Origin of the sequence: Candidatus Nanopelagicus hibericus (assembly GCF_002288005.1) — a bacterium.
Lineage (GTDB): Bacteria > Actinomycetota > Actinomycetes > Nanopelagicales > Nanopelagicaceae > Nanopelagicus > Nanopelagicus hibericus.
Genome location: NZ_CP016771.1, coordinates 940,872 through 961,790 on the forward strand (window position 1 = coordinate 940,872; position 20,919 = coordinate 961,790).

Annotated in this window: 21 protein-coding genes; all 21 read right to left on the minus strand. The window is 43.2% G+C overall.

The features are described 5' to 3' along the window. Window position 1 precedes the first annotated feature (1 nt). Entirely contained in the window at window positions 2-1,423 is a 1,422-nt protein-coding gene (gene atpD / locus B1s21160_RS04865; RefSeq protein WP_095672632.1) for a F0F1 ATP synthase subunit beta, read from the minus strand. Then, the gene (locus tag B1s21160_RS04870) at window positions 1,423-2,331 is read right to left on the minus strand and encodes a F0F1 ATP synthase subunit gamma (protein ID WP_095672633.1); all 909 of its coding nucleotides are present in this window, start codon (window positions 2,329-2,331) and stop codon (window positions 1,423-1,425) included. The genes atpD and B1s21160_RS04870 overlap by 1 nt, the downstream gene beginning before the upstream one ends. A gap of 19 nt (window positions 2,332-2,350) precedes the next feature. Continuing rightward, window positions 2,351-3,988, minus strand: a complete 1,638-nt coding sequence (gene atpA, locus B1s21160_RS04875; RefSeq protein ID WP_041887594.1) for a F0F1 ATP synthase subunit alpha — start codon at window positions 3,986-3,988, stop codon at window positions 2,351-2,353. A 52-nt stretch (window positions 3,989-4,040) separates the two neighbouring features. Next, window positions 4,041-4,868: a F0F1 ATP synthase subunit delta gene (locus tag B1s21160_RS04880; RefSeq protein WP_095672634.1), complete on the minus strand. Its 828-nt coding sequence runs from the start codon at window positions 4,866-4,868 to the stop codon at window positions 4,041-4,043. 2 nt (window positions 4,869-4,870) lie between these two features. Next, window positions 4,871-5,410, minus strand: a complete 540-nt coding sequence (locus B1s21160_RS04885) for a F0F1 ATP synthase subunit B (protein ID WP_041887596.1) — start codon at window positions 5,408-5,410, stop codon at window positions 4,871-4,873. Between the two features lie 22 nt (window positions 5,411-5,432). Next, the gene (locus tag B1s21160_RS04890) at window positions 5,433-5,636 is read right to left on the minus strand and encodes an ATP synthase F0 subunit c (protein WP_041887600.1); all 204 of its coding nucleotides are present in this window, start codon (window positions 5,634-5,636) and stop codon (window positions 5,433-5,435) included. Between the two features lie 44 nt (window positions 5,637-5,680). After that, entirely contained in the window at window positions 5,681-6,460 is a 780-nt protein-coding gene (gene atpB / locus B1s21160_RS04895) for a F0F1 ATP synthase subunit A (RefSeq protein ID WP_041887603.1), read from the minus strand. A gap of 168 nt (window positions 6,461-6,628) precedes the next feature. Next, window positions 6,629-6,853, minus strand: coding sequence for an AtpZ/AtpI family protein (locus B1s21160_RS04900; RefSeq protein ID WP_041887605.1), 225 nt, complete (start codon window positions 6,851-6,853; stop codon window positions 6,629-6,631). After that, a complete protein-coding gene (locus tag B1s21160_RS04905; RefSeq protein ID WP_095672635.1) occupies window positions 6,846-7,265 on the minus strand; it encodes a Cg1360 family ATP-synthase-associated protein in 420 nt (139 codons plus the stop codon). Before B1s21160_RS04905 ends, B1s21160_RS04900 begins: the two co-directional genes overlap by 8 nt. A 1-nt stretch (window position 7,266) precedes the next feature. Then, on the minus strand, window positions 7,267-8,349 hold the full coding sequence (locus tag B1s21160_RS04910; protein ID WP_095672636.1) for an MraY family glycosyltransferase: 1,083 nt from the start codon (window positions 8,347-8,349) through the stop codon (window positions 7,267-7,269). A gap of 12 nt (window positions 8,350-8,361) precedes the next feature. After that, window positions 8,362-9,642, minus strand: coding sequence for a serine hydroxymethyltransferase (locus B1s21160_RS04915; RefSeq protein ID WP_041887609.1), 1,281 nt, complete (start codon window positions 9,640-9,642; stop codon window positions 8,362-8,364). Window positions 9,643-9,651: 9 nt separating this feature from the next. Then, window positions 9,652-10,311 carry an L-threonylcarbamoyladenylate synthase gene (locus tag B1s21160_RS04920; RefSeq protein ID WP_041887611.1) on the minus strand — a complete coding sequence of 220 codons (660 nt, stop codon included), beginning with the start codon at window positions 10,309-10,311 and terminating at the stop codon, window positions 9,652-9,654. A gap of 7 nt (window positions 10,312-10,318) precedes the next feature. Continuing rightward, window positions 10,319-11,173, minus strand: a complete 855-nt coding sequence (gene prmC / locus B1s21160_RS04925) for a peptide chain release factor N(5)-glutamine methyltransferase (RefSeq protein WP_041887613.1) — start codon at window positions 11,171-11,173, stop codon at window positions 10,319-10,321. Beyond that, entirely contained in the window at window positions 11,170-12,249 is a 1,080-nt protein-coding gene (gene prfA / locus B1s21160_RS04930) for a peptide chain release factor 1 (protein WP_095672637.1), read from the minus strand. The genes prmC and prfA overlap by 4 nt, the downstream gene beginning before the upstream one ends. Window positions 12,250-12,340: 91 nt before the next feature. Next, the gene (locus tag B1s21160_RS04935; RefSeq protein WP_041887616.1) at window positions 12,341-12,610 is read right to left on the minus strand and encodes a type B 50S ribosomal protein L31; all 270 of its coding nucleotides are present in this window, start codon (window positions 12,608-12,610) and stop codon (window positions 12,341-12,343) included. A gap of 128 nt (window positions 12,611-12,738) precedes the next feature. Next, window positions 12,739-14,367, minus strand: coding sequence for a transcription termination factor Rho (gene rho / locus B1s21160_RS04940; RefSeq protein ID WP_041887618.1), 1,629 nt, complete (start codon window positions 14,365-14,367; stop codon window positions 12,739-12,741). Between the two features lie 154 nt (window positions 14,368-14,521). Continuing rightward, a complete protein-coding gene (gene thrB / locus B1s21160_RS04945; RefSeq protein WP_095672638.1) occupies window positions 14,522-15,472 on the minus strand; it encodes a homoserine kinase in 951 nt (316 codons plus the stop codon). Then, complete coding sequence (thrC, locus tag B1s21160_RS04950; RefSeq protein ID WP_041887621.1) at window positions 15,472-16,551, minus strand: threonine synthase; 1,080 nt, start codon at window positions 16,549-16,551, stop codon at window positions 15,472-15,474. Before thrC ends, thrB begins: the two co-directional genes overlap by 1 nt. Then, window positions 16,551-17,834: a homoserine dehydrogenase gene (locus tag B1s21160_RS04955; RefSeq protein WP_041887623.1), complete on the minus strand. Its 1,284-nt coding sequence runs from the start codon at window positions 17,832-17,834 to the stop codon at window positions 16,551-16,553. The genes thrC and B1s21160_RS04955 overlap by 1 nt, the downstream gene beginning before the upstream one ends. An 18-nt stretch (window positions 17,835-17,852) precedes the next feature. Continuing rightward, on the minus strand, window positions 17,853-19,223 hold the full coding sequence (gene lysA, locus B1s21160_RS04960) for a diaminopimelate decarboxylase (RefSeq protein WP_095672639.1): 1,371 nt from the start codon (window positions 19,221-19,223) through the stop codon (window positions 17,853-17,855). Next, the gene (gene argS, locus B1s21160_RS04965; RefSeq protein WP_095672640.1) at window positions 19,223-20,908 is read right to left on the minus strand and encodes an arginine--tRNA ligase; all 1,686 of its coding nucleotides are present in this window, start codon (window positions 20,906-20,908) and stop codon (window positions 19,223-19,225) included. The genes lysA and argS overlap by 1 nt, the downstream gene beginning before the upstream one ends. Window positions 20,909-20,919 lie beyond the last annotated feature (11 nt).

The following is a 20,919-nucleotide window of genomic DNA, read 5'->3' on the forward strand; positions in this document are numbered from 1 at the left end:
TTTAGGACTTAGCCAACTCTGCTGCCTTGCGTTCAACATCATCAAGACCTCCGCACATGAAAAATGCCTGCTCAGGTACATGGTCATACTTACCATCAGCGAGCGCTTCAAACGCTGCGATTGTTTCTGTCAGCGGCACAAAAGAACCATCGAGACCGGTGAAGACCTTTGCCACGAAAGTATTTTGTGACAAGAATCGTTGAATACGACGAGCTCTTCCTACCAGGATGCGATCCTCTTCAGAAAGTTCATCAATACCTAAGATTGCAATGATGTCTTGCAAATCTTTGTAGCGTTGCAGAATTTGCTTAATTCGGTTTGCAACTCGGAAATGGTGCTCACCAATATAACGAGGATCCAAAATACGAGAGGTTGAATCAAGTGGATCTACCGCAGGATAAATACCAAGCTCAGAGATCGGACGAGACAACACTGTGGTTGCATCTAAGTGAGCAAAGGTTGTGTGTGGTGCTGGATCGGTGATGTCATCTGCTGGCACATAAATCGCCTGCATCGAGGTAATTGAGTGACCACGAGTAGAGGTAATTCGCTCCTGCAACTGACCCATCTCATCAGCAAGTGTTGGTTGGTAACCAACTGCTGATGGCATACGACCAAGGAGAGTTGATACCTCAGAACCTGCTTGAGTAAAGCGGAAAATATTGTCGATGAACAACAACACATCCTGCTTCTGCACATCACGGAAGTACTCAGCCATTGTTAAAGCAGATAGTGCAACCCGAAGACGGGTGCCAGGTGGCTCATCCATTTGCCCAAAGACCAAGGCGGTTTTATTAATAACACCAGTTTCAGTCATTTCTAGGAATAAGTCATTACCCTCACGAGTACGCTCACCAACTCCTGCGAACACAGAAACACCACCAAAGTTTTCTGCTACGCGATAAATCATCTCTTGAATAAGCACAGTCTTACCAACACCAGCGCCACCAAATAATCCAATCTTTCCGCCCTTTACATAAGGAGTAAGTAGATCAATAACTTTAATTCCGGTTTCAAACATCTCAGTTTTTGATTCAAGTTGATCAAATGCTGGAGCGGTCCGGTGGATTGGCCAGCGCTCTTTAATATCTAATGAAGAGGTCGGCACATCTAAAGATTCACCCAAGGTATTAAATACATGTCCTTTTGTTACATCTCCAACTGGAACTGAGATCGCACTTCCAGTGTCGGTAACAGTTGCACCACGAACCATGCCGTCAGTTGGTTGCATAGAGATCGCACGGACTAAGTTGTCGCCAATATGTTGGGCGACTTCGAGTGTTAACTTCTTACTCTCACCCCCCAAGGTGACATCAATATTTAGTGCGTTAAATATGGCCGGCATTGCATCGGCGGGAAATTCAATATCCACTACCGGTCCAATTACTCGGGCAACTCTTCCGGTTGCTGTTTTAACTGACATTATTCGCTCCCTGCGCTAGCTGAGGCGAGCGCATCTGCGCCGCCGACGATTTCACTGATCTCTTGGGTAATTTCGGCCTGACGAGCCGCATTTGCAAGTCGAGTTAACGACTTTATTAATTCATCAGCATTATCAGTTGCTGATTTCATAGCACGACGCCTGGCTGCATGCTCACTAGCTGCAGATTGAAGCATCGCGTTAAATACTCGAGCCTGAATATAGCGAGGTAGTAATGCATTAAGCACCTCACCAGCATTAGGTTCGAATTCATACATCGGCAAAATTACTGCCGGCCCCGTTGATTCAACCACCTCAAGTGGCAGCATTCGCTTAGCATCTGGGGTTTGGGTAATCATTGATTTAAACTCAGTATAAATAATATGTAATTCATCAACGCCATTTGCATCAGTTTGTGCATCTGCAATAAATGCACTGATTAACGCATCTGATACCTCTTTGGCTTTGGCATATGTTGGGTTATCGGAGAATCCACTCCAAGAAGCAGTAATCTTTCGATTTCTAAACTTATAGAAGTTAATTCCTTTTCGTCCTACCAAATATGGATTTACCTCTAGGCCTCTAGATTGCAAGAGCGCGATCAATTGATCACCCTCTTTAATTGCAGCATTTGAGTAGGCACCTGCCATACCTCGATCTGCAGTAATTATCAGCACTGCAGCACGTTTTGGATTTGCCGAAGCAGTTGTTAATGGATGGTTGGTACTTGATAAGGATGCAACAGCTGAGACAGCCCGAGTTAACTCGTTGGCATAAGGAGATGAGGCGGCAACTTTTTGTTGCGCCTTCACAATGCGAGAAGCAGAGATTAACTCCATCGCCTTGGTTATCTTCTTAGTCGCCTTTACCGACCGCATACGGCGGCGATAAATACGAAGTTGGGCACCCATTTTTCTTAGCTCTCTTTTCTTATCGCTTTATCGCTGGAACTTGGCGGGTAATTTGCTCATTATCTTCACCAGTTAATGCATCAGCTTTTTTCTCATTTACAGCTGGTGCAACCGATGATTTAAATTGAGTCTTAAATACCGTAATCGCCTCTTCCAATGATTTAACAGTGTCATCTGTCAACTCACGGGTGGTTGATATTACTTCAAAGATCGCCTTGCGCTCTCTGGCAATAAAATCTAAGAACTCAGCTTCAAAACGACGAATATCAACAACTGGAACTGAATCTAATTTTCCAGTGGTTCCAGCCCAGATAGATGCGACTTGGCGTTCTACTGAAAATGGTGAGTACTGACCCTGCTTTAATAGTTCAACCATTCGCGCACCGCGCTCAAGCTGTGCTTTCGAGGCAGCATCTAGATCTGAACCAAAAGCTGCGAAAGCTTCAAGCTCTCGGTACTGAGCAAGATCAAGCCGAAGTCGTCCGGCAATCTTTTTAATCGCCTTTGTTTGCGCAGATCCACCAACGCGAGATACTGAAATACCAACGTTAATTGCTGGACGAACACCTGCGTTAAACAAATCAGTCTCTAAGAAACACTGACCATCAGTAATAGAGATAACGTTGGTTGGAATAAAGGCCGAAACGTCATTTCCTTTAGTTTCAATGATTGGCAAGCCGGTCATAGAACCGCCACCTAATTCATCAGATAGCTTTGCGCATCGCTCCAGCAGACGAGAGTGTAAATAGAAAACATCTCCTGGATATGCCTCACGACCTGGTGGGCGCCTTAGCAGTAGCGATACTGAACGATAAGCCTCTGCTTGTTTTGAAAGATCATCAAAAATAATTAATACATGTTGTCCTTTATACATCCAGTGCTGACCAATTGATGAACCAGTGTAAGGAGCAAGGTATTTAAATCCTGCTGGATCAGAGGCTGGTGCTGCCACAATTGTTGTGTAAGCCATGGCACCTGCTGCTTCAAGTGAGCCTTTAACAGAGGCGATTGTTGAACCCTTTTGTCCAATCGCAACATAAATACATTTAACCTGCTTCTTTGGATCCCCACTCTTCCAGTTCTCCAATTGATTAATAATTGTGTCAACTGCAATAGCAGTTTTACCTGTCTGGCGATCACCAATAATTAATTGGCGCTGACCACGGCCGATCGCAGTCATCGCGTCAATTGCTTTAATACCAGTTTGCATTGGCTCTTTAACCGGTTGTCTTTGCACCACAGATGGTGCTTGAATTTCAAGGGCGCGAGTGGTTTCAGCTTTTATTTCACCCTTACCATCAATTGGTCTGCCTAATGCATCAACAACTCGACCTAAGAAGCCATCACCAACTGGAACAGAGAGAATTTCCCCAGTTCGTCGAACTGGTGTTCCCTCTTCAATGCCGGTGAACTCACCCAAGATAACAACACCGATTTCGCGAACATCTAAGTTCAACGCTAGTCCCAATGTGCCATTTTCAAACTTTAATAATTCATTTGTCATGGTAGATGGCAAACCTTCAACTCGAGCGATGCCATCACCTGCTTCAGTTACGGCGCCAATTTCATCTTTTACTGCGGCACCTGGTTTGTATGCAGCGACATGTTTTGCCAGTGCATCCCGAATCTCTTCGGGGCGGATAGTAACTTCGGCCATCTTGATCTTCCTTCTCTCTTCAAATAACAGATGCTTAACGCATCTGTTAAACCTAACTTACGAGCGCTCTGCCCGCTTCTGCTAAACGATTAACGATGGTGCCATCTATTACATCATCGGCATATCTAATTGACATACCGCCTAAAACCTTTGGGTCAATCTCTACATTAATATGCACATCTCTGCCCATTTGCTTGGACAGTGCAGAAAGTAATTTATTTAACTGCGCATCGCTTAATTCAACCGCACTTTTTACATGCGCGACTAATCGATCCTTACGGGCTGCCACATAATGTGAGTAAGCGGTGAGAGTGGCATCAATACTTCGTCCTCGACGTAATGTGATGACCTTACGCAATAATTCAACAGTTGAGTTAGCGTACTTACCTTTAACCAATGAATCTAACAACGAGAGCTTGTTGGCATCGGTATCTGCCGAGGTATTAAGCACCTGGCGCAACTCTGGATTAGATTTTAATACTCGCGCAAAATCAAATAGCTGATTTTCAAGATTTTCTAGCTCGCTGTTTTTTTCAGCTGCTGCGGTTGCTGCCTCTACCGCTAAGTTTTCAACTGCATCTGCAATCTCACCTGGGTTAGACCAGCGCAATGATGAAGCTTGGGCAAGCAAAGTTTGAGCGGATGCAGAAATATTTTTACCATAAAGATTTGAAATCAACTCTGATTTAGCGCTTGAATCTCGTGCGCTATCAGTTAATGCTCTGCGAAGTCCGATTGATGATGTTAGGGATGAAAGAATAGTAAAAAGATCATTGGCCAAGGTGGCAGCAGCTGCTGCTGATTGGGTATTCACCAAATCAGTCAACGCTTTGCGCAGAGTTAATACCGATGCTCTGCTTGAACCACCTAATACCTTCATGATTACTTACTCTTCTCCAAATCTGCAATAAAGCGATCAACAATTCGAGATTGACGGACCTGGTCATCTAGCGCTTCTCCGACAATCTTTCCGGCCAACTCAGTTGCAAGTGCACCAACCTCATTACGAAGTGAGGTGACTGCTTGCTGACGCTCAGCTTCGATCGCAGCGGTAGCAGCTGCAGTAATTCTTGCCGCCTCCTCTGCTGCCTTACTTCGCAAATCTTCAATGATGGCAGCACCTTGCACTCTGGCATCTTCACGGATCTTTTGTGCTTCACCACGAGCTTCATTTAATTGGTTTGTGTACTGCGCAAGTGCGCGCTCTGCTTCTATTTGGGCACGCTCTGCTTTTTCCATACCACCTTGAATTGCTTCAGTGCGGGCGGTGAATGCTTTTTCAAACATCGGAACCACTTTGGAACGTAGAACTAAGAACAATAAGGAGAATGCAATAAAACCAACGATTAATTCTGCGGTGTGCGGAATTAATGGGTTAGCACCCTCGGCTGCTGCCCAGTTGCTAAAACTTTTTGAAGACATTACTTACCTATCCTTAGTTTTATTAGAGAACGAAAGCTAGTACTAGACCAAAAAGCGCTAGCGCTTCTGCTAGTGCAAAGCCTAGAAATGCGATCGGCTGCAGTACTGAACGTGCTTCCGGTTGGCGTGCTACACCGCTGATGTAAGCAGCGAAGATCATGCCAGTTGCGATTGCAGGTCCGATTGCAGATAGGCCATAACCGACCAGGTTGAGTGTGCCTGTCATTTTCTTTTCCTTCTTTCTTAGTTGGTGGTTTTTATTTTTTCCGTTTAGTGCTCATCTGCTAACGCACCCGCAATATAGAGGGCGGTCAACAGGGTAAAGATATATGCCTGCAGGCACTGAACCATAAATTCGAAAAAGGTCAGCGCAATTCCAAAGGCAAAAGCGAATGGTGATACTAACTTCAGACCAATTACCCCCTGCAATAGGTGCTCGCCGCCTAGGATGAAAACTAGGAGCAAAAGGTGACCGGCAAACATATTTGCGAATAACCGCAGTGAAAGAGTTAGTGGCCGGACTAGGAAATAGGTGGCCACCTCAATTGGGGTGAGCAGAATATAAACCGGTTTTGGAACTCCCGGCATAAACATAATTTCTTTCAGATAAGCGATTAATCCTTTATGTTTAATAGCTACATAATGGAATATTACAAATGTAAACATCGCTAATACATAAGGAAAGCTCACTCTAGACATTGTTGGAAACTGCAGAAATGGAATAATTCCAAATAAATTGTTGGTCAAGATAAATGTGAAAAGTGTAAAAAGGTAAGGGACAAATCGCATAAATTCATGACCGATTACATCTCGAGCTAGATCATTTCTAACAAAACCATAAACTGATTCACCAGCAAATTGCAGTTTTGATGGAACTATTGCGGCTTTTCTTGAAGCAAGAATGAAAAATACTGAGATTAAAATTACTGAGAAAAAAACTAGAAAGACTGGTTTAGTAGTAAACGGGTTATCGCCAAAAACTGGCGGCAATTCAAAGTCGGCGGTACTAGGTGGCTTGAAGCCATCCTCACTTGCTAACCGAACGCCCACGTAAATCTCCAAAACGTTAATCACTTAATCTGCTGGGATACTTCAAGTTACTCAGAATCTGCTATAGCCAACTGGGGATTGCGGCTACGGGCGAAACCCTATTAGGAAAGTTAGATTAATGTGAAATTTATCAAGGTGAACATCTCAAACCTTGGGGTTTTAGTGATCTTAATCCCGCCCGAAGCGCAGCCAGACTAAATATATGGATGCCCCAGCACCTAGCAACATCCCGACCAACACCAAATAGGTTGTTCCGAGCCATCTATCCAAGCCCCAACCAATCCCACCCCAAATCAATAATCCAGATAGTAAGTAACCCACAATTGACCACAACGCATTTTCCTCATTCTGGGAATTGTTTAAGTCATCGTTGTTGGATTTAGATCTACTCATTACTTTTCTCCATTCCACTTGGTAGCGGCAGTTGAGATCTCAACTTCATGAAACTAGATATCTCACCAAATAACCACGCCATGGTAATCAAAATTGCGCAAATGGCAAAACTGCCCCGATCAACAGTACTTCGATCGGTGTATTTAGTAACTAAAAGCAAAAAAGCTCCCATCAAAATTACTTTGGCAAAGTAGGAGAACATGGCAAGTGCCATAGTAATCATAGGATCTAAATCACGAGAGATCCGCGCAACTAAAAGATGTATACTAAAAAATATTATTACAGTAAAGGATGCAAGTGCTGCTCCTACTAAACCAGATTCTCCACGAGCTAAGGCCATGACAACTATTAAAATTACTGCAGTAATAGATGCTGGGACGATTGCTCCTTTCCAAAGTTTGGTATCGCTCATATTAAATTTTTTCGCTAACTCTAGACTTGCTAATTACTAAAACTGATAATAGAAATATTCCTACGCCTGATAAAACCGAAATCCAAAGTGGAATAAATGCTGCTAAAACTGTCGGAAGCGCAAACATGCCTGTCCAAAGATACAAAACAATTGTGGCTCGTTGTTGAGTTAATCCAAAGCGCATAATCCGATGATGTAGGTGTTCTCGATCAGCTGTAAAGGGTGAACGCCCAGCTTTTATTCTTCGAATTATTGCCATTGCAAAATCCAACAGAGGGATCGCAAGTATTGTAAAAGGTAACATCAACGGCAGTAACGCAGTTCCGCTGTTACCTTCAGTAATAGCCGAGGCATCAACCTGGCCGGTTAAAGTTATTGCAGATGCACTTACTAGTAAACCTAAAAACATCGCACCGGAATCTCCCATAAATATTTGGGCTGGGTGGAAATTATGCGGTAAAAAGCCAAGACATAATCCAATAACCACCGCAGTAATAAGTGATGGCGCACCAGCACGATTTAATCCGTTAATAACTGCAAGGAGGTAGGAAAAGGCAAAGAAAGAGGCTGCACAAATCATTACAATTCCAGTTGCTAATCCATCAAGTCCGTCGACGAAGTTAATCGCATTGATTACTACCATCACAAATATAACTGTTAGCACTTGACCAATATTTGTTGGCAAAGTAGTTATTCCATTTATTGGCAACCACAGTATTTGTACTCCGTATATCAACAAAATTCCAGCAGCTAGCCCTTGACCGGCAAATTTAGTTATTGGATCTAGGTCAAATCGATCATCAATCATGCCAAGAAGTAAAATAAAAGTGCCACTTAAAAAAATACCTGTTGCATCGCTGCCAAAAGACTTATGAATTAATGGTAGGTAATTAACGATTACCAAAGTGAGCGCCATTGATAGCCACATTGCCAATCCGCCCCACCGCGGAGTTGGTTGAAGGTGTATATCTCGAGCACGTATGGCAGTTACTGCACCGGCCTTAACCGCAAGATCTCTTACAATCGGAGTAATTAAATAAGTGATTAGTGCTGCAAGTAATATGGTTACTAAATACTCACGCATTGCTTTGGGTGATTAATTCTTTGGTTCAGGATAGACCGGGAATTGATTAGTTAATTGATGAACCTCAGATCTAATTGCCTTAGCCTTACCCGCATCTTCACCATCTTTTATCGCCCGCGCAATAAATGATGCAATCTGTTTCATCTCATTTTTACCCATACCCTGAGTTGTTGTTGCCGCAGTTCCAACCCTTATGCCGCTGGTAACTGCTGGGGTTTGTGGATCATATGGAATGGCATTTTTATTGAGAGTAATACCAGAAAGCCCACATCTTTCATCAGCAACCTTGCCTGTTACACCGGTCGAGCGAATATCAATTAAGGCAAGGTGAGTTTGAGTGCCACCAGATACTGCACGCATTCCTTCGTTCTCTAAACTCTTAGCCAGCTCTTGGCAATTCTCAATAACTTTTTTAGCATAACTTTGATACTCAGCAGTTGCACACTCTTTTAAAACGATTGCCTTGCCAGCAACCGCACTCATAATGGGCCCACCTTGCATGCCTGGAAATATTGCTTTATCAATAGCAGCTGCATGCTTTTCTTTCGACAAAATCATGCCACCCCTTGGACCGCGCAGCACTTTGTGAGTTGTAAACGAAACTACATCCGCATACGGCACAGGAGATGGAATCGCCTTGCCAGCAACTAAGCCAATAAAGTGAGCTGCATCCACCCACATAATTGCGCCAACCTCATCACATATTTGACGAACTTTTTGGAAGTCAATCAAACTTGGATATGCAGTAGCACCTGAGCAAATCATCTTAGGTTTGTGCTCAATCGCAAGATCTCGCAATTGATCATAATCAATTAATTCATTATCTTGACGAACGCCGTAGGAAACAACATTGAACCACTTACCTGAAAAATTCACTTTAGAACCATGAGTTAAATGTCCGCCATGTGGCAGCGACATTGCCAGAACTGTGTCACCTGGCTTAGTAAATGCCTGATAAACAGCAACGTTTGCACTTGCCCCAGAATGTGGTTGAAGATTTGCGTGCTCTGCGCCAAATAGTTTTTTAGCACGATCAATACCAATTATTTCAACCTTATCCACCTCTTCGCAGCCGCCGTAGTATCGCTTGCCTGGATAACCTTCAGCATATTTATTTGAAAGTGTTGAGCCCATTGCAGCTAGGACAGCTGATGAGGTGAAATTTTCACTTGCGATTAATTGCACATCTTGGCGTTGGCGCACAAGCTCTGAAATTACAACAGCGGCTATCTCTGGATCTTGTTTTTCTAGTGAATTAAAATCTGGGCCGTAGTATTTTTCAAAGCGGGACATACGCTAAGCCTAAAGGTTTGGGGTAGAAATTGTTGGAATCAGTGGTAGTAATTGCTCAATGCTGATTGCACCTATTCGCTGGAGTGTGATCTCTTTCTCAGAAAACTCTAGCCAGGTGGATAGTGCGCCTTTGCTTAATACTCCCTCATTAAATACCGCGCCAATATCACTTTCATAAACTGGCAGATTAACTAAATCTAAAATTGTTTCAGAGCCAATTAGTGCTGCCGAAGAGGTGGCAAGTGGTCCAGATTGCCGCAAAATGGCACTTATGAATTTTCTATTAGGCACACGGATATTTACTTTTCCTAAGCGCCTTTCATCTCCTAGATTCCAGGTTAGACCCGGTTGTGCTTTAACTGTGACTGAAAGCAAACCTGGCCAGAATTTATCTAGCACCGCCTGTTGTTGAATAGTGATCGTTGGGGTGATTCCTAATGCAACATTTCTATCTGCTATAAAAACCTGCAGCGCCACACCACTGGGATTACCTCTCAAAATCTGAATTGCGTTAACTGCCTCTTTATCAAAAGCATTGGCAAGATATACATAACCATGTTCAGCCGCTACAACTATTACCTCACCCGCTCTTATATACCTAAGTGCAGACTCGACAGCATTATTAAATTCCACGCCACTTTGATTGGTTAAATCAAATCGCTCAGCCATACACTTCCTATCGTCTGATTGCGCTGGTGAATCTATCGCGACCGGTAAGGTCAGCGTGAGTTTGAGCAGGTAAGAAATCTTTGGCTAACATTTTTCTAATTTGCTCACCCTGCTTTTCATGATGCTCGGTAATGAAAAAGCCACCAGGCTTTAACAATCGCTCTGCAGCTTGGATAAATTGCTGTGGAATCTGCATTCCATCAGCTGGGCCACCTCGCAAAGCAATCTCTGGTTCATATTTCTCTACCTCCAGCGGCAACTTTTCTTCATTAGGTATGTAAGGGGGATTGGCAACAACTAAATCTGCTTTTACCTCAGGTAATGCAGTAGCAACATCGTCAATTACTACCCTGATTGGTAAATCGTATTTTGCAATATTTTTGTTTAACCAAATTGCAGCAGCTGCTGATTTTTCTACCGCCACTACGGTAACTTTTAATCCTTTTAACAAGGCTTCAGAGGCAATAGCAATACTTATCGCACCACTGCCAGCACCTAAATCAATTACACTCTTGGGTAAATCTCTATCCGCAGATGAGTTTAGAAAACCAATCACCCGATCAACTATCAGCTCGGTTTCGGGTCTGGGGATTAACACCCCTTCACCAACAGCTAAATCTAAGTATCTGAATGGGGCGCTTGATGTTATGTACTGAACAGGCCTGCCTAACAGGCGCTGCTGGATTAAATCATTGTATTCGGCAGATATTTTTTCTCGTTCATTATCCGGAAGTTCTATTAATTGACTATGAATTTGTTTTCTAGAAACTCCTAATAAGTGAGCTAGCAGTAACTCAGCATCAACTAGGGCAATTTGATTCTTTTCAAATTGCGAGAATGCTGCTCTGAGCAGCTCTTTCAAGAGTTACCTGCCGATAATTTTGCAGTCCGATCGGCCTCAATCAATGATTGAATTACTGCCTCTAAATCCCCGTCCATAACTGAGTTTAGATTATTTGCTTTGTAATTGACTCTGTGATCACTCAAACGGTTTTCGGGGAAATTATAAGTTCTTATTCTTTCGCTTCGGTCAACGGTTCTAACCTGATTTTTACGTTCTGCCGATGCGATTCGATCTGCCTCTTCCTGCGCCGCAGCCAACATACGCGCTCTTAATATCCGAAGGGCTGACTCTTTATTTTGTAATTGGCTTTTTTCATTTTGGCAGGAAACCACTATTCCAGTGGGAATGTGGGTAATTCTGACCGCAGAGTCGGTGGTGTTAACGCTTTGTCCTCCAGGACCAGATGATCGATAAACATCAATTCGCAAATCATTCATATTAATATCAACATCAATCTCTTCAGCCTCTGGAAGTATTAAAACTCCTGCAGCTGAAGTGTGGATTCTCCCCTGTGATTCTGTCTCTGGCACTCGTTGTACTCGATGTACGCCACCTTCAAACTTGAGTTTTGCATATGGTGTCTGTCCAGGTTTAGCAACTCCTTTAGATTTAATCGCAATAGACATATCTTTATAGCCACCCATATCACTGGATGTAGCGTCGATAACCTCTACCTTCCAGCCCTGCTTTTCAGCAAACCGTGAGTACATTCGAAATAGATCACCAGCAAATATCGCAGACTCATCCCCACCAGCACCAGCCTTAATCTCCATAATCACATCGCGATCATCATTGGCATCTCGCGGAAGTAGCAACTCCTCTAATGTTGCAGCGGCAGCATCTTTAGTACTTTCTAATCCAGTGAGTTCAGATGCAAAGGCAGGGTCTACCTCTGCTAGCTCTTTGCCAGCATTGAAATCATCTTCAGCTAATTTGTATGCCCGATAACCTGCAATTACTGGACCAAGTTGGGCGTAGCGTTTACCCAAAGATCTAGCTTTATTTTGGTCAGCATGAATAGCAGGGTCTGCCATTTGCGCCTCTAAAGATTCATACTCAGCCAATAATTCATTAACTTTTGCAAACCGTTCCATCACATCCTCCTTTCATTAATAATTTCTCAGCTCTAATTAAAAAAGAGAGCACATCACACCTTTCGATGTGGATGTACTCTCGATAGTAAAACTACTTAGGGTTGCGCTTTGTAGCCTTTGCTGCTCGCTCTTGGAACTTAGCCACTCGGCCACCAGTGTCAAGAATTCTCTGCGTGCCGGTATAGAAAGGATGGCTGTAGCTACTTACTTCAACCTCAATGACTGGTACGGTCTGTCCTTCAATTTCAACAGTTTTTAAACCTGGCTTACTAACTAAAGTCGATTTTGTTAAAAATATATCGCCGGTACTGAAATCTCTAAAAGCAACCGGACCATACTCTGGATGAATTTCTTTCTTCATGTTTCTCCTTGATTTTTACTGGATCAGATTCTCCCTATTGAGTGAATCTGTGAACCAGTAGGACTAGTGAAGTACTAGAGGGGATAAGAATAACCGCTGATATGACTGGGTCAAAATTTAAGCGCTAATTAAGCCTCAGCACTCTCGCGAGCGGCTGAGCCATTACCAGTTGGCATATCTCCACCAGTAGTTGTCTTTTGAATCTGTAGTAGGAACTCAACGTTAGATTTAGTTCCCTTCATCTTCTCCAACAACAATTCAAGTGCTTGCTGTGGCTCAAGTGCGTGCAGCACTCTGCGCAGTCGCCAAACAATACTTAACTCCTCAGTTCCCATCAGAATCTCTTCTTTACGGGTTCCAGATGCAACCACATCAACCGCTGGGAAAATGCGCTTGTCTGCAAACTTACGGTTAAGGATGAGCTCCATATTTCCAGTGCCTTTAAACTCTTCGAAAATAACCTCATCCATTTTTGATCCAGTATCAATCAATGCGGTGGCTAAAATAGTTAGTGAGCCACCATTTTCGATATTTCGAGCAGCACCAAAGAATTTCTTTGGTGGATAAAGCGCTGCAGAATCAACACCACCGGAGAGAATTCGACCAGAGGCTGGGGCGGCAATGTTATAAGCGCGACCCAGACGAGTGATTGAATCAAGCAAGACAACTACATCATGACCTAACTCAACTAATCTTTTTGCGCGCTCAATTGCAAGCTCTGCAACTGTGGTGTGATCATCAGCTGGTCGATCAAAGGTAGAGGCAATTACCTCACCCTTGACTGATCGTTGCATATCGGTAACCTCTTCAGGGCGCTCATCAACTAAGACCACCATTAAGTGACACTCTGGATTATTGGTAGTGATTGCATTTGCAATTGCTTGTAGCACCATAGTTTTACCAGCTTTTGGTGGTGAAACGATTAAACCACGTTGTCCTTTACCAATTGGTGAAATTAAATCAATAATTCTGGTAGTCAAAACATTTGGCTCTGTTTCAAGGCGCAAGCGTTCTTGTGGGTAAAGTGGTACTAATTTTGAGAACTCAACTCGCTCTTTAGTATTTTCTGGTTCGTTGCCATTTATCGTTTCAACTCGAACGAGAGCATTAAATTTTGCACGCTGTTCACCCTCACGAGGTTCACGAACGGAACCAGTGATTACATCACCTTTGCGCAGGCCATACTTTCTCACCTGTTGCAATGAAACGTAGACATCATTTGGGGTTGGCAGATACCCGCCAGTTCTAATAAATGCAAAGCTATCTAAAATATCTAGTAAACCTCCTACTGGAAGCAATACATCATCTGGGCCGATAACAATCTCACGCTCTTCACGCTGACCACGGTCACGATTACGATCTCGGTTTCTATCCCGCCCACGATCTCTTCGGTTATTGTCGCGGTTTCCAAAACGACGATTGTTATCACCGCGATCTGAGTTGTTATATCCACTTGATTGGTTATCACTTGAATTATTTGGTGTGTTATCAGCGCCAGAATTACTCTCTGCGCTGTCATTATTATTATTGCGATTATTTCGATTGTTCTGTCGTTCCATACGACGAGCCTCTCGTTCATTTTTAGCGGCTTCGCGATTCGCGGCCTGCAGGTCGCCAATAGATTGGACTAACTCTGCTTTTTTAAGCGTGGTGGCATTTTCAATACCTAATGCGGCGGCGGTTTTTTTAAGATCCGCTACTGCCATATCCACTAACTCAACCGCGTCTGTGCGATTGGTTGATTTTTTTTCTACCATCTATTTATTGCCATTCTTTCTTTTATTTTTATTACCCGTATAAGGGTGATCCCACAAAAAATACTTTTATTTTTAGGGATTTTTGGTCACTTTATCTGCCGCACTTTCCGACAGGGATAAAGATAGCACACTAGCGGGCAATGTGAAAAACCAGCTACTGCGCTCCAGTTTTTGCAATAGCCAACTTCATTGCGGTGAATCCTGGGGCGACTGATTCCAATTGATCAATCTCATCCTCGCCCCCTGAATAAAGCACCATAACGGCGGGACCAGCACCTGAGACAACTGCAGCCAAACCAGCTCCCCTTAACTTTTCTACCAATGCAATCGTCTTGGGCATCGCTTGTGCACGATACTTTTGATGCAATAAATCTTCAGTAGCAATAAATAATAAATCAGGCCGCTCAGCGAGTGCGTGAACCAGTAATGCAGTGCGGGATGAATTTAAGACAGCATCTTGGTGTGGAATGGTTTCTGGTAACAACTTTCGAGCCTTGGCCGTTGCTAATTGATTACTCGGGACCAAGAGCAGAGCTTTGATTCGATCATCCACTCTTAAACTGACTGCCCTGCCAATACTTTTTATTTCTCCAGTTGATGAAGTTTTCGCTTCCGACCATGCAAGAGTGGCACCGCCATAAAATGCTGCGGCCACATTATCTGGATGTCCTTCTAGTTCAGTAGCCAAAGTAATTAAATCCTCATCACTCATATATTGCTCACCTGTTAAAACTAAGGATCGGGCGAGAGTGAGCCCACCTACTATGGCACTGGCGGAGGAACCAAGCCCTCTGCCATGTGGAATTACATTTAAGGCTCTTAAGGCGATACCTCTTGGTTTACCGCCCATATGTTCAAAGCCTCGCAGCATTGATTTAATTACTAAATTTTTTGCATCTTTTTTAACTTCATCTGCACCTTCACCAGTTACATCAACATCAAAGGTTTCATCATCTAGTACTTGGGCTGCGTAGCGATCGCGAAGCTCTAATGCAATTCCAAAACAATCAAATCCGGGACCAATATTGGCGCTACTTGCCGGCACACTTATTTGCGCCAAGGTGGCTTTAAAAGTTAAGCCTGAATTACTTCGCTTTGATGCCATTACTTAAGACCTATTGCCTTTGCTGCTCGCTTTAAATCTGCTGGAATAATGATTGGTTTACTTGATGAATTTAACACCCATTGCACATCCTTTAAACCATTTCCAGTCACAGTGACCACAATGGTTTTACCTTTAGGAAGCTTTTTCGCAGCTTTCATCTTTATTAAGCCAGCAATACCAGCTGCGCTAGATGGCTCAACAAACACCCCTTCTTTTGCGGAAAGTAAGCGATAAGCACTCAAAATTTCTTTATCAGTGACTGAGTCAATCAATCCTTTAGATCCGACCTTGGCGGCAACTGCTTGGTCCCAGGAGGCTGGATTTCCAATTCGAATAGCAGTTGCAATGGTTTCAGGATTTTTTATGATTTTATTCTTCACTATTGGCGCAGCACCTGCTGCTTGAAATCCCCACATCATCGGCAAACCTCTGGAAGCTCCCATACTTTTATACTCTTGATATCCCTGCCAGTAAGCAGTGATATTTCCAGCATTTCCTACTGGTAAACAGTGAATATCTGGTGGTGATCCCAACATATCTACAACTTCAAATGCTGCTGTCTTTTGTCCCTCAATTCGATAGGGGTTTACTGAATTTACTAATGCAACTGGATAATTTTCAGACAATTGCCTTGCCAAGGTTAAGCAACTATCAAAATTACCTTTTACCTGCACCAACACTGCGCCATGGGCGATTGCCTGTGCTAATTTACCCATCGCAATTTTTCCTGCTGGTACAAGAACTACTGGTTTCATTCCGGCCTTACTCGCATAAGCCGCAGCACTAGCACTGGTATTACCAGTTGATGCGCAGATAACTGCTTTAGCACCCGCTTCAGCTGCCTTTGAAATTGCCATAGTCATACCACGATCCTTAAAGGATCCAGTTGGATTATTTCCTTCGACCTTCAACCAAATTTCATTTCCTAACATTTCAGATAAGACACACGCGTAAACCAGTGGTGTGCCCCCCTCCCGTAAAGTAATTACTGGAGTTTGATCTGTTACCGGTAGCCATTTTCGGTACTCATCAATTACTCCACGCCATTGATGTGCACCTTTCTTCCCAAACAATGCCATTAAATCGCACCTTCTACTCGTAACACACTTGCTACATCACTTACCGCTGAAAGCTTTGATAAATCTTTGACTGTGGCAGATAACGCAGATTCAGAGGAGTGATGGGTCATAACAATTAACTCTGCCTTATCTCCTGCTCCGCTTTGTCTCACAGTTTGAATCGAAACACTGTGGGCAGCAAAGACATGTGCTACAGACTCTAAGACTCCAGGTTTATCTGCCACATTGAGTCTGATCAAATACCTAGTTTTTGTCGCTCCAATTGCGGCAATACTAAGTGAAGCGTAATCACTCTCTTTTGGCCCAACACCACCAGAAACTCTATGACGAGCAACTGCAACTAAATCTCCTAAAACCGCACTAGCAGTCGGCTCACCACCGGCGCCTCTGCCATAAAACATCATTTGCCCAGCAGATTTTGCCTCCACAAACACCGCATTAAAGGATTCCCGAACTGCGGCGAGTGGATGATTTCGTGAGATCAAAGCAGGATGCACTCGTACTGAAATTTCACCCGCATCGGTTAATTCTGTAATCGCCAACAATTTAATTACCATCTCCATCGCTTTGGCAACTTTTACATCCGCTGCAGTAATTTTGCTTATACCTTCTCGATACACATCTTTATCTGTGACCCTAGAGTGAAATGCCAACCCAGCTAAAATTGCAGCCTTATCAGCTGCATCAATTCCTTCAACATCAGCAGTGGGATCTGCCTCTGCAAATCCGAGATCTTGTGCTTGTTTTAACGCATCCTTGAATGCAGTTCCCTCTTCATCCATTTTGGTTAAAATATAATTTGTAGTCCCGTTAACAATTCCCATAATTCGAATTACATGATCACCTACTAAAGATTCACGAAGTGGTCGCAAAATTGGAATCGCACCAGCTACTGCTGCTTCATAATACAAATCAACATTAGCTTTGGCTGCTGCCTCATACAAGGTTGCACCATCTTTAGCTAGTAGTGCTTTGTTTGCAGTTACAACAGATTTTCCGTTTTTTAATGCAGCAAGGATTAACTCTTTAGCAGGTGAGATTCCGCCCATAACTTCAATAATTAAATCAATATCAGGATCATTAACTACAGAGGTTGCATCATCAGTTAACAGTGTGCTTGCAATGCTGTTGCGCTTAGTTTTGATGTTTTTAACTGCCACCTTAACTAATTCCAACTCTGCACCAGCGCGTGATGCTAAATCTGCTTTGTTATCAAGTAATAGACGAGCGATTTGTGAGCCGACTGTGCCAGCACCGAGCATCCCTACTTTAAGAGTTTTCATTAGAGAAGTATCTCAAACTTACGACAGTTGCCGTGGCGCTTGAATTACATCAAGATTGAGTAGATCAGCCTGCGTTTCTCGGCGTAAAATCTCTCGAGCGCTGCCATTTAAAACGGCAATAACTGAAGGCCTTGGAATATGGTTGTAATTGCTAGCCATACTACGACCATACGCACCAGTGGCTGGAATCGCCAGCAAATCACCAATTTTAATATCACTTGGCAATTGGATATCTGAAATCAATATGTCCCCACTTTCACAATGCTTACCCACAACTCTGGTAGAAATACTTTTTGCAGTAGAGCTGCGATTTGCTAAAAATGCTGAGTAGGTGGCACCGTAAAGTGCAGGGCGAATATTCTCACTCATTCCACCATCAACTGATACATATTTACGAATTGAGCCATCCTCCAAGGTAACTGATTTTGTAGTTCCTACTAAGTAAATAGTGGTGGTGGTGGGACCAACAATCGCTCTTCCTGGCTCGATTGAGATCTTAGGGATAGATAGTTTAAGTTTGTCACAAGCACTTTTAATTACTTTAGCAATTGCCGGAATTACCTCATCTGGTGCGATGGCTCGCTCACCTTTTGTGTAAGCAATTCCATAGCCACCGCCAATATTCAACTCCGGCAGCTCCTTTGCATGCTGATCGCGAAATTTTGCTAGTACATCAATTAATCGCATTGCTGCTGCTTCAAAACCACTTACCTCAAATATTTGTGAACCAATATGGCAATGCACACCTGCTAAATTTAATGATGGATAAGACATGCATTTATCAAGTGCCTCGCTCGCTGCCCCCGATGCAATTGAAAAACCAAATTTTACATCCTCATGAGCAGTTGAAATGAATTCATGTGTATGAGCATCAATGCCCGGAGTCAATCGCAAATAAACTTTCTGAATCTTGCCTAGACTTTTTGCGATCTCAGCCACTCGCTCTACTTCATCAAATGAATCAATCACAATAGTGCCTACCGCCGACTTAATTGCAGTACTTATCTCATCTACTGATTTATTATTACCATGAAATTCAATATCACTTGCAGGAAACTCTGCAGCCAGAGCAACTGCTAATTCACCGCCACTACAAACATCTAATCCAACTTTTAATTGCTTTAGCCACCTTGCTACCTCAACACAAATAAATGATTTTGCTGCGTAGTAAAGCTGTCCTGAGCCAAATGAAGTATTAAGCGCGGCGCGCCAAGCATTAGTTCGCATAAAAAAATCATCTTGGTCTAAGACAAATATTGGTGAACCAAACTCTTTCACAAGTTGAGCGGCTGAACAGCCAGCTATCGACAACTCTGCGCCATACTGATTTTCATCAGAAAACTTTAGATTTGTAGAGAATAATGAGGTTGAATAATTAGTATTTGCCATTACATCTTCTCCGGAGCGCTAACACCTAGTAAATCTAAACCATTATTGATTACCTGCGCAGTTGCCATGGCAAGGCTGGCGCGAGCAGAGTTTAAAGGCCCAGGTTTTTCATCACCTAGTGGCAGTACTCGACAATCATTATAAAAGCGATGAAACTGGCCAGCGACCTCTTCAATATATCTAGCGACTCTGTGAGGTTGGCGCATTTGCGCAGCAGCTGCAACAATTTTAGGGTACTGAGCGATTAAGCCAATTAATTCTCGCTCTCTTTCATGCACCAGCAACTCTGGTGAAAATGAGTTTAAACCAAATTTAATTTTAAACTCTTTGGCATTGCGAAGTACTGCGCAAATTCGAGCATGCGCATACTGCACGTAATAAACTGGATTTTCATTTGTATTTTTCTTCAGCAGATCGACATCCATAACCATTGGTGTATCAGTCGGATATCTTGTTAATGTGTATCGGGCTGCATCTTTTCCAACTTTTTCTACTAACTCTTCTAGGGTAATAATAGTTCCAGCTCGTTTCGAAAGTTTTAATTCTTGCCCGCCTTCAATAATTTTCACCATTTGCCCAATTAATATTTCAACATCATCCTCTGGATTATCGCCAGCGCAGGCTGCTATTGCTTTTATCCGGCCCACATATCCATGATGGTCTGCGCCAAGCATATAAATACATAAATTAAATCCGCGCTCTCGCTTGCTAATGTAATAAGCAGAGTCAGATGCAAAATAAGCAAAGGATCCGTCGGACTTAATCATTACTCGATCCTTATCATCGGCAAAATCAGTTGTGCGAAGCCAGGTAGCACCATCCGCTTCATATACATGGCCTAAAGATTTCAATTTATCTAAAATGTGAACGAAGAAGTTATTTTCGTAGAGTGTTCGCTCAGAGAACCAGGTATCAAAATGGGTGCCAAAATTCTCTAAAACTTTACGCTGCTGCGCTAACTGCAGCTGATACCCAGTATCTCTAAATGCTGCAATTGAATCTGATTCTGCCAATTTGGTAAAGTTAGGATTGGCTTGAGTAATCTCATTTGCTAAATCCACTATGTACTCACCGTGATATCCATTTTCAGGGATAGCAATTTTAAGCGCCGCAGCACGTAGTGATTGGCCAAACAAATCCATCTGATTGCCGCGATCATTAACATAAAACTCTCTTGATACCTCTGCCCCGGCAGCTGCTAATACTCGACCTAAGGAATCTCCCACCGCCGCCCACCTGGTGTGCCCTAAATGCAATGGTCCGGTGGGATTTGCACTAACAAATTCAAGATTAATTCGCTTTCCATCAAGTGCGCTAGAAGTCCCATATTTCTTACCTAGGGTAAGAATTTCACTCACTACACCTGCTTGACTTGCACTTTCTAAAGTTATGTTGATAAATCCTGGGCCGGCAATCTCAATTTTACTAATTCCATTAGGGGTTAATAGATTGTTATCCGAAAGGGTTTTGACAATCACCTCAGCGATCACCCGTGGTTGGTTATTGGCAACCTTCGCCAGAGATAAGGCGACTGAAGTTGCATAATCACCATGCTCACGATTTTTTGGTCGATCGAGGATTAGCCGCTGGGGCAATTCACAATTTAACTCACCGCTACTTTTGGCCAGTGCCAGCGCTTTGAGGATTGCTTGCGCAACCTTATTTTGCACCGAATCTGCACTCATTTGAGCAAGGC